The sequence below is a fragment of the Acidovorax sp. 106 genome, assembly GCF_003663825.1.
Taxonomy (GTDB): domain Bacteria; phylum Pseudomonadota; class Gammaproteobacteria; order Burkholderiales; family Burkholderiaceae_C; genus Acidovorax.
The window spans coordinates 1,742,305-1,757,697 of sequence record NZ_RCCC01000001.1; the positions used below are offsets into that span (position 1 = coordinate 1,742,305).

The 15,393-nt window shown below is 63.7% G+C and carries 10 protein-coding genes; 8 read left to right on the plus strand and 2 right to left on the minus strand.

From position 1 onward, the window contains the following. Nucleotides 1-80 precede the first annotated feature (80 nt). A complete protein-coding gene (leuA, locus tag C8C98_RS07720; protein WP_121453782.1) occupies nt 81-1,766 on the plus strand; it encodes a 2-isopropylmalate synthase in 1,686 nt (561 codons plus the stop codon). Between the two features lie 213 nt (nt 1,767-1,979). Then, entirely contained in the window at nt 1,980-2,501 is a 522-nt protein-coding gene (locus C8C98_RS07725; RefSeq protein ID WP_121453783.1) for a C40 family peptidase, read from the plus strand. Between the two features lie 42 nt (nt 2,502-2,543). Here C8C98_RS07725 and C8C98_RS07730 read toward each other — a convergent pair whose 3' ends face one another. Next, the gene (locus C8C98_RS07730; RefSeq protein ID WP_121453784.1) at nt 2,544-3,449 is read right to left on the minus strand and encodes a LysR family transcriptional regulator; all 906 of its coding nucleotides are present in this window, start codon (nt 3,447-3,449) and stop codon (nt 2,544-2,546) included. 166 nt (nt 3,450-3,615) lie between these two features. Here C8C98_RS07730 and C8C98_RS07735 point away from each other — a divergent pair, with 166 nt between their 5' ends. The 6 genes from C8C98_RS07735 (at nt 3,616) to C8C98_RS07760 (ending at nt 12,808) form a co-directional block, all read left to right on the plus strand. Continuing rightward, nucleotides 3,616-4,776, plus strand: coding sequence for an alpha/beta hydrolase (locus C8C98_RS07735; RefSeq protein WP_121453785.1), 1,161 nt, complete (start codon nt 3,616-3,618; stop codon nt 4,774-4,776). Between the two features lie 104 nt (nt 4,777-4,880). Further along, nucleotides 4,881-6,026: an MFS transporter gene (locus tag C8C98_RS07740; protein ID WP_121453786.1), complete on the plus strand. Its 1,146-nt coding sequence runs from the start codon at nt 4,881-4,883 to the stop codon at nt 6,024-6,026. Beyond that, the gene (locus C8C98_RS07745; RefSeq protein WP_233574486.1) at nt 6,023-6,544 is read left to right on the plus strand and encodes a cyclophilin-like fold protein; all 522 of its coding nucleotides are present in this window, start codon (nt 6,023-6,025) and stop codon (nt 6,542-6,544) included. Before C8C98_RS07740 ends, C8C98_RS07745 begins: the two co-directional genes overlap by 4 nt. Before the next feature lie 61 nt (nt 6,545-6,605). Then, a complete protein-coding gene (locus C8C98_RS07750; protein ID WP_121456121.1) occupies nt 6,606-6,971 on the plus strand; it encodes a cyclophilin-like fold protein in 366 nt (121 codons plus the stop codon). A gap of 66 nt (nt 6,972-7,037) precedes the next feature. Further along, the gene (locus C8C98_RS07755; protein WP_121456122.1) at nt 7,038-8,144 is read left to right on the plus strand and encodes a 3-deoxy-7-phosphoheptulonate synthase; all 1,107 of its coding nucleotides are present in this window, start codon (nt 7,038-7,040) and stop codon (nt 8,142-8,144) included. A gap of 155 nt (nt 8,145-8,299) precedes the next feature. Continuing rightward, nucleotides 8,300-12,808, plus strand: coding sequence for an EAL domain-containing protein (locus C8C98_RS07760; RefSeq protein WP_121453787.1), 4,509 nt, complete (start codon nt 8,300-8,302; stop codon nt 12,806-12,808). Nucleotides 12,809-14,498: 1,690 nt separating this feature from the next. On the opposite strand, the gene C8C98_RS07765 is transcribed toward C8C98_RS07760, so the two are convergent. After that, complete coding sequence (locus tag C8C98_RS07765) at nt 14,499-15,092, minus strand: Spy/CpxP family protein refolding chaperone (protein ID WP_233574487.1); 594 nt, start codon at nt 15,090-15,092, stop codon at nt 14,499-14,501. Nucleotides 15,093-15,393: the final 301 nt, after the last annotated feature.

The following is a 15,393-nucleotide window of genomic DNA, read 5'->3' on the forward strand; positions in this document are numbered from 1 at the left end:
GATGACCCCGTGCCCGGGCACTGCGCAGCCAATGCACCCATGCGCTGCCCCGGCACCCACCGTTTGTGGAGCCTTTCATGATGATCGCCAAACCCGCTACCAAGTACCAAGGCATCGCCCCCATCAATTTGCCCGACCGCCAATGGCCCAGCCGCACCATTGCCCGCGCGCCCATCTGGCTCTCGACCGATCTGCGCGACGGCAACCAGGCGCTGTTCGAGCCCATGAACGGCGAGCGCAAGATGAAGCTCTTTCACGAACTGGTGCGCATCGGCTTCAAGGAGATCGAGGTCGGCTTTCCAGCCGCGTCGCAGACCGACTTTGACTTTGTGCGCCGCCTCATCGACGAGAACCTGATCCCCGACGATGTGACCATCATGGTCATGACGCAATCGCGCGAAGACCTGATCGCGCGCACCGTAGAGGCGGTGAAGGGTGCGCCCCGCGCCATCGTGCACCTGTACAACGCCACCGCGCCTGCGTGGCGGCGCATTGTGTTTGGCATGAACGTGACGCAGGTGATGCAGCTCATCGCGCACCATGTGGGCTACCTCAAGCAGCTCACCGACGCGCAGCCGGGCACACAGTGGACCTTGCAGTACTCGCCCGAAACCTTCAGCGCCACCGAGCTGAATGTCTCGCTCAAGGCCTGCCAGACCGCTATTGCCGCATGGAACGCAGGCCCCGGCCGCCCCATCATCATCAACCTGCCCACCACGGTAGAAAACGCCACGCCCAACGTGTTTGCCGACCAGATCGAGTGGATGCACCGCCACCTTGTGCCGCGTGAGCACATCGTGCTGTCGGTGCACCCGCACAACGACCGGGGCACGGGCGTGGCCGCCGCCGAGCTGGCCATGATGGCCGGGGCCGACCGCGTGGAAGGCTGCCTGTTTGGCAACGGCGAGCGCTGCGGCAATGTGGACATCGTGACGCTGGCGTTGAACCTGTACACCCAGGGTGTGCACCCTCACCTCGACTTCTCTGACATCACCGCCGTGGCGCGCGTGGCCGAGGAATGCACCTCGCTGCCGGTGCACCCGCGCCACCCGTATGCGGGCGACCTCGTTTTCACCGCGTTCTCGGGCTCGCACCAGGATGCGATCAAGAAGGGCTTTGCCGCGCAAGACCCGAATGCGCTGTGGGAGGTGCCCTATTTGCCCATTGACCCGGCCGACCTGGGCCGCACCTACGACAGCGTGATCCGCGTGAACAGCCAGTCGGGCAAGGGCGGCATTGCCTTCTTGCTCGAACGCGAACACGGCGTGGTGATGCCCCGGCGCATGCAGGTGGAGTTCAGCGCCGTGGTGCAGCGCCACACCGACACCAGCGAGACCGAAATGGGCGCCGCCCAGTTGTGGGAGCTGTTTCAGGCCACCTACCTGCGCGCCCCGGCGCAGCCTGCCGTGGTGTGCCACAGCCACCGGCTGGACGAAGACGGGCAGGGCATTGAGTTGGATGTCTCCATCGAAGGCGTGCGCCAGACGCTGCGCGGCCAGGGCAATGGCCCCATTGCCGCCACGGTGGACGCGCTGGGCTTGCCCCTGCGCGTAGACCACTACGAAGAACGGGCCACCGGCACCGGTGCCAACGCCCAGGCGCTGGCCATTGTGGAAGCCGCGATGGACGGCGTGACGGGCTCTACCTTTGGTGCGGGCACCAGCCACAACATCGTCACCGCCTCGGTGCAGGCCATTGTGAGCGTGGCCAACCGGCTGGCCCAGCGGCGCAACCAAGCCCAGCCCCAGGTGGCGCAAAGCGCCTGAGGCGCGATGATGGCCCAAAGCCCGTTCTGGGCACTGGGCAACGCATGCAAGACACCGGTCACAAGCCGGTGTTTTACCCGGCATCTCTTACTATGAATAACATAGCTTTTAGCGCTTGCTGGATGCGCCTTACAGGCACTTTTTACGATAAATAACCTTGCCCCAGTCAACGCCTGGGGCCCATGCGGGCAAGCATCCGTTAACCTTCGGGCCATGCGATCTTTCCATCGATCTTTCTGTGCTGTGTGGCTGGCCTCGGCCGCCGTTTTGCTGGTGGGCTGCGGAACCGTGCGCCCACCGTCCACCGGCTCGGCAGAGCCCGCCCCTTGGCCCACGCAGCGGTCTGCGGGCACCACGCTGTCAGACGAGCAGGCCCACGGCATTGCCATCCACGCCCTGGGGCTGGTGGGCACGCCGTATCGCTATGGCGGCAACACCCCCGAATCGGGCTTTGACTGCAGCGGGCTCATTGGCTATGTGTACCGCAACCAGGTGGGCACCGCCCCACCACGCACCGTGGCCCAGCTCAGCGGCTGGGGCCAGGTGATTGACGGCAGCGAGCTGCGCACCGGTGACTTGGTGGTTTTTGGCCGAGGCCGCAACCCATCGCACGCCGGGATCTACGTGGGCGAAGGGCGCTTTGTGCACGCACCGTCCACCGGCGGCACGGTGCGCATGGACCACCTGGAATCCAAATACTGGGCACGGCAAAACGCGGCATTCCGCAGGCCCTGATTCTGGTGCGGTGGAACCCGTTTTCCGACGCACCCGTTGCAGCTACTGCCGCCGCGCGCCACTGAAGCGCAGCGCCTTCACCACCAACTGAAAGGCGGGTGAGAGCTGGCGCTTGCTGGGGTAGTACAGATGGTAGCCCGCAAATTTGGGGCACCAGTCCTGCAGCACGCGCACCAGCCGGCCCGCATGGATGTGCTGCATCAACTCGTCCTCCGGCAGGAGCGAAAGGCCAAGCCCCGCCAGCGCTGCGTCCACCTGCGGCGGCGCGGTGTTGAAGATCAGTGGACCATCCACGCGCACGTTCACCTTGCGGCCGCGTTTTTCGAAGTCCCACACATACAGTCCGCCCGACGTTGGCATGCGCTGGTTAATGCACTGGTGCGCGGTCAGGTCGCCTGGCGCCCTGGGGATGGGATGGCGCTGGAAATACTCAGGTGACCCCACTACGGCCATCTGCAGCGGCGGGCCGATGGGGACCGCAATCATGTCGTTGTCGATGGTGTTGCCCATGCGCACGCCCGCGTCAAAACGGTCTGCCACGATGTCGCGAAAGCCATAGTTCATATCGAACTCCAGCTTGATGTCCGGGTACTCGCGCAGAAGCGGCATGAGCTTGGGAAGCAGCACCGTGTGCATCACGTTGTCACCGCAGGTGATGCGTACTGTGCCCGCTGGTTTGTCGCGCAGTTCGGTCAATGCGGCCAGCTCGGACTCGATCTCGTCAAAGCGATGGCCGATGGCCTTCATCAGGCGCTCGCCAGCGGTGGTGGGCGCCACGCTGCGCGTGGTGCGCGTCAGCAGGCGGATCTGCAGGCTTTCCTCCAACCCGCGGATGGCCTGACTCAGTGCGGACTGCGTGACACCCAGGGTACCCGCAGCCTTGGTGAAACTGCCCTCGCGGGCCACCGTGACGAAGGCCAGCAAATCGTTGAAGTTGCGTCTTGGCATGTGCTACCTGTGCCCCGTTTTTTCACCATTTATTAATTGGCTAATAAGCGCATTAAGTATTCATTATCTAGTCAACACTCGGCCAGATGCGCAAAATTCTTCCACGGTGACCTAGGGACCCTCTGCACAAATCACCGCGCCTTGTACAACCCCAGGAGATAGACCCATGAACACGCTTATCGACCGCGCCACTGGCGCACTCCGAGAGCCCGCAGCCAGTGCGGGTGATCGCCGTGAATTCCTCAAGGCTGCCAGCGCAGGTGTCGCCATCGCAGCTACTTCCGGCACGCTGGCCACGGCCAGCGCATCGGCCCAGACGGCCACCGGTACGAAAGCTGCGGCAAACCTGCCCAGCGGCGCCTACAACTTCTACATCAGCCGGAGCGTCACGATGCGCCCGGTGCGCTTTCAAAGCCAGTACCAGATGTCAGTGGCGGGCAACCTGTTTGTGCCCCACAACCTCGACCGTGGCCGCAAGCATGCCGCCCTGGTAGTGGGCCACCCCATGGGCGCCGTCAAAGAGCAAAGCGCCAACCTGTACGCCACCAAGATGGCAGAGCAGGGCTACGTGACCTTGTCGCTGGACCTGCCTTTTTGGGGCGGCAGCGAGGGCCAGCCGCGCAACGCAGTGTCGCCCGACCTGTATGCCGAAAGCTTCAGCGCTGCGGTGGATTTTCTCAGCAGCCAGGCCTTCGTCGACCCGCAGCGGATCGGCGCCATTGGCGTGTGCGGCAGCGGCAGCTTTGTGATCAGCGCCGCCAAGATCGACCCGCGCATGAGGGCCATCGCGACGGTGAGCATGTACGACATGGGCGCTGCCAACCGCCACGCACTGCGCCGCTCACAAACGCTGGAGCAGCGCAAGCAGATCATCGCCACCGCTGCGCAGCAGCGCCAGGCAGAGTTCAACGGCGCGCCAGTGCAAACCACCGGCGGCACGGTGCTGGAACTCACGGCTGACACCCACCCCATCCAGCGCGAGTTCTTTGATTTCTATCGCACGCCGCGCGGCGAGTTCACGCCGCCGGGCGCGTCACCCCGCACGACGACGCAGCCCACGCTCACGAGCAATGTCAAGTTCATGAACTTCTACCCGTTCAACGACATCGAGACGATCTCGCCGCGCGCCCTGTTGTTTATCGCCGGCACCGAGGCGCATTCGCGCGAGTTCAGCGAAGACGCCTACCAGAAGGCGGCAGAACCCAAGGAGCTGCACTGGGTATCCGGCGCCGGCCACGTGGACCTGTACGACCGGGTGACGCTGATCCCGTGGGACAAGCTCACGGCATTCTTCGGCAAGCACCTGGTGGCTGCGAGCGCCGGGTGACAGAGCGGAAAGCCCTCCAAGCGGCCCCCGGTCTCGGCGCATGCGACACCCCACTGCAGGCTGAGCCAGGGGCACGCCAAGAGCATTGGGGAGGCGTCTTTGCGATGTCGTTGTGCGTATTCGCACTGATCGCATCCGAGTTCATGCCGGTGAGCCTGCTCACCCCGCTGGCGTTTGACTTGAAGATCACCGAGGGCATAGCGGGCCGCGGCATCGCCATCTCAGGCGCCTTCGCAGTGGTCACCAGCCTTGGCATCGCGACCGTGGCCGCCCGGGTGCGCCGCAAGACCCTGCTGCTGGCGCTGACCGCGCTGATGTGCGTATCAGGCTTCGTGGTGGCCATCGCAGACACCTATGCCACCTATATGTCCGGGCGCGCGCTGATTGGCGTGGTGGTTGGCGGCTTCTGGTCGATGTCGGCCGCAACCGCGATGCAGCTGGTAGCCCCAGCTCACGTGCCGCGTGCACTGGCCATCTTCAACGGCGGCAACGCCTTGGCCACCGTGATTGCGGCGCCGCTTGGCAGTTACCTCGCATCCGTCGTCGGCTGGCGCGGCGCGTTCTTCAGCCTGGTTCCCATCGCAGTCATCGCGTATGTGTGGCTGTGGTTCAGCCTGCCGGACATGGAGATCCGACAGCGTGAGGCGGGCTCCAGCGCTTCGGTGTGGGCGCTGCTCCAGCGCAAGCGTGTGTTGCTGGGCATGCTGGCGGCGGGGGTGTTCTTCATGGGGCAATTTGCACTGTTCACGTATCTGCGGCCCTTTCTGGAAACGGTGACGCAGGTTGACGCCACCACGCTGTCGCTGGTGCTGTTGGTCATCGGGGTGTCGGGTCTGGCTGGTACGGCGGCGATCGGGTGGTTTTTGAGGAAGCGCTTTTACGGAACGCTTGCGATCATTCCGGCCGTGATGGCATCGATTGCACTGGCGCTGACCGCAGCGGGCCCGTCGGTAGCAACCACCACCGCGCTGCTAGCGTTATGGGGCCTGGTGGCCACAGCCGCCCCGGTGGGCTGGTGGAGTTGGATCGCCCGCAGCCTGCCGCACGATGCTGAAGCCGGCGGCGGCCTGATGGTGGCGGTGGTGCAGGTGTCGATTGCGCTAGGTGCCACTGTTGGTGGCGTACTCTTCGATACGAACGGGTACCCCAGCGTGTTTGCCTTGAGTGCCGGGTTGCTGCTGCTCAGCGGATTTCTGGTAGGCCTGACGGCGCGCGCTGACCGCACCACTGCGATAGGACACACGACATGACCTGTTTCACAGCTATCCCAATCTTCACGCCCGTTGCCTGCCACATCCACGCACGCGTTCGCCGCACTGCACTGGCGGGGATGGGTCTTTGGGCCATGGCCGCGATCGCGTTCTCGAGCACAGCCCACGCGCAGCCAGCGACCAGCCCGGCGGCCCAAACCCAGCCACCCAGCCGCGCGTGGATGACCATCGGCCAGCGCCGCTTTGGCATCACGCTGGCGGATACGGCAGCGGCACGGGCGTTTGCAGCGGCCATGCCGCTGTCGCTGGAGATGGCCGATCTCAATGGCAATGAAAAACACGCCGATCTGCGCGAACCGCTGCCCGCCAGCGCCGCGCGGCTGGGCACCATCCGCAGCGGCGACCTGCTTTTGTACGGCACCCGGACCGTGGTGATCTTCTACGCCACCTTCGACTCGTCCTATTCCTACACCCGCCTGGGCCAGGTGGACAATCCCGCTGCCCTCACGCAAGCACTGGGCACGCAAGGCGTGCGCGTCACGTTCTCGCTGCAGTAGGCGGGCTCTTGTACCTCCAAACATGCCAACGCACTCAGTACCTCGACAGGAGATGCAGTTCATGAAAATTGAGTTCCGCGTGGACAGCAGGGTGATCGCGCTGGGGGAACTGGAGGACAACGCCACGGCGCGAGATTTTGCGACGCTGCTGCCGGTATCGCTGAGGCTGGTGGACTACGACGCCACCGAGAAGATTGCAGACTTGCCGCGAGCGCTGACCACGGCCAAGGAAGCGCAGGTGTGGACACCGGTAGCGGGCGATATAAGCTTCTACGCGCCATGGGGCAATCTCGCCATTTTTTACCGGGACGGTGTGGCGTCGGAAGGCCTCGTGCTACTGGGCCGCCTGGTATCTGGCACACAGGCCTTGCAACGCCCGGGCCCGCTCAACGTCAGGATCTCCCTGGCGCAGCCGCCCCACGCATGACGCTGCGCGACTCGCGCGCCGGCTGAAAGGCTGCAGATGGCCGCCGCTGCGACAATCGGGGCCACCATGACCCACGCACACCACTCCGCAAACCCCATCTCCACCCACGACACCACGCGTATTGATGACACGCGCATCAAGGCCGTGCGCCCGCTCATTACGCCCGCACTGTTGCAGGAATGGTTGCCCACACCGGACGCAGCGCAGACGCTGGTCGAAACCAGCCGCGCCGCGATTTCCCGCATCCTGCATGGGCAGGACGACCGGCTCATCGTGGTGGTGGGGCCGTGCTCCATCCATGACCACGCACAGGCGATGGAATACGCGCACCAGCTCAAGGTGCAGGCAGATGCACTGCAGGACGACCTGCTCATCGTGATGCGCGTGTACTTTGAAAAGCCCCGCACCACCGTCGGCTGGAAGGGCTACATCAACGACCCGCACCTGGATGGCAGCTTTGCCATCAACGAAGGGCTGGAGCTGGCGCGCAAGCTGCTGCTGGACGTGCTGGCCACCGGGCTGCCCGTGGGCACAGAATTTTTGGACCTGCTCTCGCCACAATTCATCAGCGACCTGGTGAGCTGGGGAGCCATTGGTGCGCGCACCACCGAGAGCCAAAGCCACCGCCAGCTGGCCAGCGGGCTGTCATGCCCCGTCGGCTTCAAGAACGGCACCGATGGCGGCGTGAAGGTGGCCAGCGACGCCATCCAGGCCGCACAGGCGGCGCACGCCTTCATGGGCATGACCAAGATGGGCCAGGCCGCGATTTTTGAAACGCGTGGCAACCAGGATTGCCACGTGATTCTGCGCGGCGGCAAGCAGCCCAACTACAGCACTTCCGATGTGGATGCCACCTGCACCGTGCTCAAGGCCGCAGGCCTGCGCGAGCAAGTGATGATCGACGTGAGCCACGCCAACAGCAGCAAGCAACACCAGCGCCAGATCACCGTGGCAGCCGAGGTGGCCCAACAGATTGCAGCGGGCGACGCGCGCATCACGGGTCTGATGATCGAGAGCCACCTGCAAGAGGGCCGCCAAGACATCGTGCCTGGGCAAGCGCTGCAAAAAGGCGTTTCGGTGACCGACGCCTGCATCAGCATGGCGCAGACGGTGCCCGTGCTGCAGGGCCTGGCGGCATCGGTGCGTGCGCGCCGGGCGCTGCGCAAGGCATAAACCCCAGCCCAATTGGCATGGCGGGGACGCGCTGTCACCACAGCGTCACGGTGTAGCATTGACCGCCATTTATCCCCTCATTCCATGTCGGTGACTTTGCCCCACAGCCCCCAGCCAGTGCACTGCAGCCTCCCGCCACGGGGGGCCGTGTGAGCATGGCTGGGCCGGTGCTATCGCCAGCAGAGTCCAAAAGGCTGCAGGCATTGCAGACCTATGCCATTTTGGACACCCCGCAAGAGGCGTCCTTCGACCAACTGGCCACCCTGGCCACATGGCTGTGCGATGCGCCCATGGCGGTGGTCAACTTTCTGGATGCTGGGCGGCAGTGGTTCAAGGCATCGGTGGGCGTGCCCCTGCGCGAGACACCGCGCTCGATCGCTTTTTGCGACCACGCATTGCTTACCCCCGAGGTGCCGACCGTGGTGGAAGACGCAACGCTGCACCCGCTATTTGCCACCAATCCGCTGGTGGTAGGCGAGCCCCACATCCGGTTTTACGCGTGCATTCCCCTGGTCACGGCCGAGGGCCATGCCTTGGGAACGCTGGCGGTGATGGATACCCGCAGCCGTGGCCTGAGCGGTGAATCCCTTCAGGCATTGCAGATGCTGGCGCGCCAGACCATGGACCAGCTGGAGCTGCGCCGACAAAAGCACCTGCTGGGCCAGATGCTGCAAGAGCGCGACCAGATGCATGCCACCTTGCGCCTGCAAGGCCAGGCACTGGAGGCCGCAGGCCGGGTGGCACGCCTGGGCGGCTGGATTGTGGAGTTACCCCACCAGCAGCTGACCTTGTCGCCTGAGATGGCGAAAGCCTTTGGCTTCACACAGGCCATCCCCACGCTGACCCAAGTGCTGGCGGCCTACACGCCCCCTTACCGCGAACGCATGTTGGCGGCATGGCATGCGTGCATGCATGCGGGCACGTCCATCAACGAGGTCGCTGAGATGGTGAGCCCCCAGGGCCAACTGCTGTGGGTGCGCACGGCAGGGCATGCGGTGCGCAACGCCCAGGGGCAGATCCTTCGCATCCAGGGGGCTTTTCAGGATGTGTCTGTACAACACCAGGCCGAGATGCAAGCCCAGCGCAACGCCCGCCACCATGCCGATTTGCTGCAGGTACAGCAGCAGATCTCGTCGCTGGACATGGCACTGCCCGATGCCCTGAAGCTGGTGGCCTATACGGTGCAGCAGCAAACCGGCGCGCGCGGCGCCATGATCGAGCTGCTGGAGGCAGAGCAGCTGGTAGCCAAGGCCTCGGTGGGCGATATGGTGCGGCCCGAAGGCAACCTGCTGTCGGTGCACGACAGCATCTTGTGGCCCGCGCTTCACAAGGGCCGCACCGTGTGGTGCAACGACACCCTGGCCGCAGGATGGGACATGGCCTCCATGCCCCACCGCTTTGGCGTGCGCTCGGTGATGGCAGCGCCTTTGCGGGCGGGCAACAGCATCGTGGGTTCCTTGAAAGTCACCTCAGACCTGCCCGAGGCCTTTTCTCGCAGCGATGTGGACCGGCTGGAAATATTGACGGAAGCGCTGGGCACCACCGTACAGCTGCGGCATGTGGCGAGCCAGTTGCAGGCCTCGGCCCAACAGTACCGCCTCATGTTCAACGAACACCCGCACCCCATGTGGGTGTATGAGCGCGCCAGCCTGCGCCTGCTGGCGGTGAACCAGGCCATGCTCTTGCAGTACGGCTATACCGAGGTGGAAATGCTGCAGATGCACCTGCTGGACCTGTGGCCCCCCAGCAAGCATGAAACCGTGCGCGCCGCAGTGCAATCGATCAGCCCCGAGCGTCGGCATGTGCCCGCCATTTGCCCGCAGGTGCGCAAGGATGGCAGCCTGTTTGATGTAGAAATAACGGCAGGCAGCATTAGCTTCAATGGCGTGGCCGCACGGCAGGTGCTGGCCATCGACATCACCGAGCGGCTGCAATCCGAGCGCGAGATTGCCCGCATGGCCCGCGCGCAAAAGCTGCTGAGCGCCTGCAACGAAACCCTGGTGCGAGCCACCTCCGAATCGGCCCTGCTGCAGGCCATTTGCCAGATTGCGGTGGACATTGGCGGCTACCGCATGGGCTGGGTGGGTTTGGCGCAGGACGACGAGCACAAGACCATTGCCCAAGTGGCGTATGCAGGCCACAGCCAGGGCTATCTGAAAAAGCTGCACCTGAGCTGGGACGCGCAAAGCCCCCACGGACAAGGCCCTGCAGGGCGGGCCGTGCGCACAGGTGAGCCTGTCATCGTGCACGACATCCGCAACAGCAATGATTTCGGCGAATGGACCCAGCGCATGCTGGACAACGGCTTTCACGGCATCGTTTGCCTGCCGCTGCGCGGGCCAAGCCGCGTCTTTGGCTTGCTGTACCTGTACGCGCCTGACATCCTGCACATCAGCGCCCAAGAAGTTGCGTTGCTGCAAGAACTGGCCAACGACCTGGCCTTTGGCATCAACAGCCTGCGCGCACACCAGGCACAGCAGCGCATGCTGGACTCGGTCATCAAGGTGGCGGCAGCAGTGTCTGCAAGCACCGGCACTGAATTTTTTGTGCAGCTGGCACGTAACATGGCAGAGGCCCTGGGCGCTCAGGTGGGATGCCTGATCCGCATGTCCGCCTCATCGACTGGCAACCCCCCACGGGCCATCAACATGGCCACCGTGATCGACGGGCAGGTACAACCGCCGTTTGACTTGCCACTGGACGACACCCCCAGCATGCACCTGCTCACCCAGCGCCAGTACGTGGTGGCCGACCAAGTGCTGCAGCAGTACCCGCGCTCGCCCCTGGGCAGCAAGATCAACGCCCGCGCCTATGCAGGCCAGCAGCTTTGCAGTGCAGACGGGGAGGTGATCGGCGCTATCTTTGTACTGTTCAGGCAGCCACTGGCAGATCCGGACTTCGTCACCTCCACCCTGCAGATTTTTGCGGGACGTGCTTCGGCCGAGATCGAGCGCCAGACGGCCGACGCCCGCATCCGCCACCAGGCCTCGCTGCTCGATAAGGCACAAGACGCCATCCTGGTGCGCGACCTGGACCACCGCATCATTTACTGGAACAAAAGCGCCGAGCGCATGTATGGCTGGACCCAGCTGCAGGTGCTCGGGCAACCGGTGCAAACGCTGCTGTACGAAGACCCCACGCCGTTTCTGCGGGCCACCGAGGCCACGATAGAGCATGGCGAATGGACGGGCGAGCTGGTGCAACAACACCGCGATGGCCGCACCATCGACGTGGAAGGCCGCTGGACGCTGGTGCGCGGCGAAGACGGAAGGCCCCAGTCCATTCTGGCCATCAACACCGACATCACTCTGCGCAAGGCCACCGAGCGCGAGATCCAGCGCCTGGCCTTCTACGACCCGCTCACCAACCTGCCCAACCGCATGCTGCTGATGGACCGCATGCACCAAGCCCTGGTAGCGGCCCGGCGCCACCAGCAGGGCGGGGCACTGTTGTTCATCGACCTGGACAACTTCAAACAACTCAACGACACCCTGGGCCACGACCAGGGCGACCTGCTGCTGCAGCAAGTGGCCAAGCGGCTGAGCCACTGCGTGCGCAGTGTGGACACCGTGGCGCGGCTGGGGGGTGACGAGTTTGTGGTGATGCTGGAAGAGCTGAACCCCTCTGGTGACGAGCTGGTGCTGCAGGCACGCGGCGTGGGCGAAAAAATCCTGGCCATGCTGTCCATGCCCTACCCATTGCAGGGCTACCAATACCGCAGCACGCCCAGCATTGGCATCGCACCGTTCACCGGGGTGGCGTCCACCACTGTGGGCGAACTGCTCAAGCAGGCCGACCTGGCCATGTACCAAGCCAAAACCGCCGGACGCAACACCTTGCGGTTTTTTGACCCGCAGATGCAGGCCGTGGTGACGGCGCGTGCGGCCCTGGAGGCCGACCTGCGCGTGGCCCTGGCGCAAGACGAATTTTTGCTGCACTACCAGCCCCAAGTGCGCCAGACCGGTGAAATCGCCGGGGTGGAGGCGCTGCTGCGCTGGAAGCATGCACAGCGCGGCATGGTGCCGCCGTCGGACTTCATCGCCCTGGCCGAGGAAACCGGCCTCATCCTGCCCCTGGGCCGCTGGGTGCTGCACCACGCGTGCAAACTGCTGGCCAGCTGGCAGGACGACCCGCTGCGCCGCGACCTGACCATGGCCGTAAACGTCAGCTCCAGCCAGTTCCGCAACGCCAGTTTTGTGGACGACGTGGCGCGGGTGCTGGCCATCACCGGAGCACCTTCGGGCCAGCTCAAACTGGAGCTGACCGAAAGCCTGCTGGTGGAAGACATGGAAACCACCATCGCCACCATGGCCGCACTGCGCGCCTATGGCGTGGGCTTTTCGCTGGACGACTTTGGCACCGGCTACTCGTCGCTGAGCTACCTCAAGCGCATGCCGCTCGATCAGCTCAAGATCGACCAGAGCTTTGTGCGCGACCTGCTGACCGACCCCAACGACGCCGCCATCGTGGACACCATCATCGGGCTGTCGCGCAGCTTGGGGTTGGAAGTGATCGCCGAAGGCGTGGAAACCGCCGAGCAGCGCGCCCTGCTGGCACGGGCAGGGTGCGAGCTGTACCAGGGCTATTTGTTCAGCAAAGCACTGCCTGAGTCTGAACTGGACGCCTTCTTGAGCGCCAGCCCACAAAGCCATCCACAGGGCTAAGAGTGGCTAACAAAACCAAGCGAAGCGGTTCTGGCTAGGCGCTGCGTCGCAGGCAGTACGAGCAGTACGACAAGACGCGGCAACAACGCCAGAAGAGTTTTGTTAGCCGCTCTAATTCCATTTCCAAATCATTCCTGACTAGGCGCGAAGCCGCAGACAGTGCTGAAGTGAAGCACGGCAAGGCGAAGCAACAACGTCGGGGGTGATTTAGAAATGGAATAAAAGCCTGTTTGCCCTCTGTCAGGGGCCGCGCAGCGGTCTTTGCGGAGCAGATTCGGTCCTGCCACGCGCCGAATCTGCCAGCGCCCCCACAGCAGGCGCTACAGGCCCGGCAACGCACCAAGGCTACCCCCCTCATGCCCGGCACCCCCTCAGGCGCTGCAAGCGCTCCTGAGGGCCTTTGGAACGGCGAACACAACCCCCTTTGGCGTCGTTATCCCGTCTTGTCGTGCGGCTTGGCCGTGTTCGCCGTGCTTAGAACGTCTGCCCCTTTCGCCTTGCAAGCCCGCATCGCAAGTTCCACACCCCTTTTCATCAGCGTGATGCATTCACTCCAGATTTGGCTTTCGCCCTCGTCATTGCTGAAACCGAAAGGGGCTTGCCGGGGCCCGGAGTTGTTCTTCTGTCTTCTTCTTAATTTCTTTATAAATACATAGTCGTAGTAGTAGAGCCCGGTGTTTTATGTGGACAACTGCTTTTTTCCGTTCGCTGACAAGCACTTGCCGCACGGCAAACCCTGTGCGCCACCCGGTGTTTGTGCTGTCACGCCAACGGGGACAAACTGAGCGCATCGCCATTTGCTGTGGATAAGCAGGCACTTGTGCCAAAGCTATCCCCAGTCTTATGCAACGCTCCCGGTTTGGAAGGCGTTTTGTATAAAAAATGCCTCTAACGCATGCTGGATAAGCGCTAACAGCTCATTTTTCAATAGCAAACCCCACACAACCCGGCGTGGAGGGGGATGTGTACCCGGCGCGGATGCTTGGCCGCCAGCACACGCAATGCGTGCTTAAAGCCTGTTCAAGGTCTTCAAAGGGGGTCACACAAAGAAACTTGCCGGGATGGGCTGCCCAGGCCTTGCAGCGCCCCTTACACAGGCTTTGAGGCCCGACATGGCGCCCGTGCCAGTGTTTTGGCGGGCGAGGGGGCCAGGAGCGCCGTTTGCCCCACCCACCCCCAGCCCCTTGGCTTGATTTACAGCCTGCCGAGCCTGCAGAGGGTCTGCGAAGGCTGGAACTGGCGGCGGAACATGGCCTTCGTTTCTCCAAAGGCCACTTCGGCGGCAAGCACCTTGTCATCTCCACCCCGTTTTGGCATCCACCGCACCGGATTTGGGCTCCAAGGATGTTCTTGGGTTGTTCTTTTAAAGTCTTATAGATAAATAGCAGTAGTAGTAGAGCAAGCCATTTTTTGTGGACAACTGCTTTTTCTTGAATAAAAACAGCCACTTGCAGCGCAGACAACCCTGTGCTGCGGTCTGTATGGTTTGCATGCCTGACAGACAACAACTTTGGCGAAGCGGCTTTTTGTGTGGATAACCCCCCAGTTGCTCCTGAAAAAGCCACAGCGTTGTCCACAGGCGCTCAGGCTGGTCGGGTCCACCTTGGGGGCCGGGCGTAAAAAAACCCGCTCCCCTTGCGGAGGGCGGGTCTTCAAGTCTGGTGGCGATCGCCCCGCAGGGGGCGGCGGATCAGCGGGCGGAGCCTTCTCCGCGTGGGCCTGGGCGGCCGTGGTGTCCATCGGGGCCGCCACGCTTGTCGTGGCCTGGTCCGCCATGGCGCATGCCGGGGCCGGCGTGGCGGGCTTCGGTGTCAAAGGTTTTTTGCTGCTCTGGCGTCAGGGCGGTGTAGAACTTTTTGACCGCCTCGTCGCGGCGCTCGGCCTGTGCGGTGTGCTGGGCACGCAGCTCGCGCATGCGGTCGATGCGCTCGGGGGTGGTGAGCTTGTCCAGCTCCTTGGGGTCGGGGCGTGCGGGGCGCTCGCCGGGCTGCATGGCGGTGGTGAAAGTCGTCCAGGCGCTTTCCTGGCCGGCGGTCAGTTTCAGCTTTTCCTTGAGTGCGGCCTGGCGCTTGGCCATGTGTGCCAGGTGTTCTTCGTGGCGTTTTTGCATGTCAGGGCCGCCGGGCTTGCGGGCTGGCGCCTCTGCTGCCTTGGTGGCTGCAGCGGGTGCAGGCGGGGGGGTTTGCGCCAGGGCGGGCAGGGCCAGGGCGGCCAGGAAGGCGGCAGTGGCGGTGCTGGTTGCGGCGGCGGCCATCAGGCGGCGGGTCGAAAATGCGGAGGTCATGGAGTCAGTCCTTTCACGGGATGTGAATTGGTCCACCGCAACGACCGTTGCAGCGGTTGGGGTCAGTGTGCGCCGCCCGTGTATCGCGCCCGTGAGGGCGCTTGAAGGCTGTGTAAAGTTGTGACAACCAATGGTTCGCCGACGGTGGCCGTGGGTTATTCACAGCTTGTTCTCACCTCAATTTCAATAAAAATGGCTGCTAGCGCAATATCTATAAGCGCCAGCAGCTATTAAATAAATAGCAAACGCTGCAGGGGCACTGCTGCCTGCGTTGCGCTGTGTTGCAACCCGCCGGTGCGGC

Bases quoted from the DNA above. Each gene is read 5' to 3' on its own strand.
- C8C98_RS07745 (WP_233574486.1), top strand. From the start codon at position 6,023: ATGACCTGTTTCACAGCTATCCCAATCTTCACGCCCGTTGCCTGCCAC.
- C8C98_RS07730 (WP_121453784.1), bottom strand. From the start codon at position 3,449: ATGCCAAGACGCAACTTCAACGATTTGCTGGCCTTCGTCACGGTGGCC.
- C8C98_RS07740 (WP_121453786.1), top strand. From the start codon at position 4,881: ATGTCGTTGTGCGTATTCGCACTGATCGCATCCGAGTTCATGCCGGTG.
- C8C98_RS07750 (WP_121456121.1), top strand. From the start codon at position 6,606: ATGAAAATTGAGTTCCGCGTGGACAGCAGGGTGATCGCGCTGGGGGAA.
- C8C98_RS07725 (WP_121453783.1), top strand. From the start codon at position 1,980: ATGCGATCTTTCCATCGATCTTTCTGTGCTGTGTGGCTGGCCTCGGCC.
- leuA (WP_121453782.1), top strand. From the start codon at position 81: ATGATCGCCAAACCCGCTACCAAGTACCAAGGCATCGCCCCCATCAAT.
- C8C98_RS07765 (WP_233574487.1), bottom strand. From the start codon at position 15,092: ATGACCTCCGCATTTTCGACCCGCCGCCTGATGGCCGCCGCCGCAACC.
- C8C98_RS07755 (WP_121456122.1), top strand. From the start codon at position 7,038: ATGACCCACGCACACCACTCCGCAAACCCCATCTCCACCCACGACACC.
- C8C98_RS07760 (WP_121453787.1), top strand. From the start codon at position 8,300: ATGGCTGGGCCGGTGCTATCGCCAGCAGAGTCCAAAAGGCTGCAGGCA.
- C8C98_RS07735 (WP_121453785.1), top strand. From the start codon at position 3,616: ATGAACACGCTTATCGACCGCGCCACTGGCGCACTCCGAGAGCCCGCA.